Genomic DNA, 475 nt, shown 5'->3' with positions numbered 1-475 from the left:
ACGGATATGCAGGAGCGTACAGTTCTGCAAGGATAACTGAAAACAACACCACCAACGCAAACTTATCGAAGGAACGATTGCTTGAGAAGATTGTGGACAGAAACAATCTAAACCACGCGTACAAGAGAGTGAGGTCCAACAAAGGAGCGCACGGAATCGATGGAATGAAAGTAGATGAACTTCTACAATATCTCAAAGAGAATGGAAGCCAACTCAGGCAGTCAATCCTGGACGGTAAACACCGTCCGAATCCCGTCCGAAGGGTAGAAATACCGAAAGAAGACGGAAAGAAAAGAAAACTAGGAATCCCCACAGTCGTTGACCGAGTTATACAGCAGGCCATCAGCCAAGTACTCACACCGATATATGAGAAGCAGTTTTCGGACAATAGCTACGGATTTAGACCGGGAAGAAGCGCACATGACGCGATTCGGAAATGTCAAAACAACATCAACGAAGGATACAAGTATGTGGT

The 475-nt window shown here is 45.5% G+C and carries 1 protein-coding gene; it reads left to right on the top strand.

Annotated elements, in window-relative coordinates; translation table 11 throughout:
• The coding region (locus GJ688_RS20160; protein WP_268892125.1) for a reverse transcriptase domain-containing protein at positions 1 to 475 on the top strand (475 nt) is incomplete at both ends.

Source organism: Heliobacterium mobile (assembly GCF_009720735.1).
Lineage (GTDB): Bacteria > Bacillota > Desulfitobacteriia > Heliobacteriales > Heliobacteriaceae > Heliobacterium > Heliobacterium mobile.
This window is presented reverse-complemented; position numbering and strand designations above follow the sequence as displayed.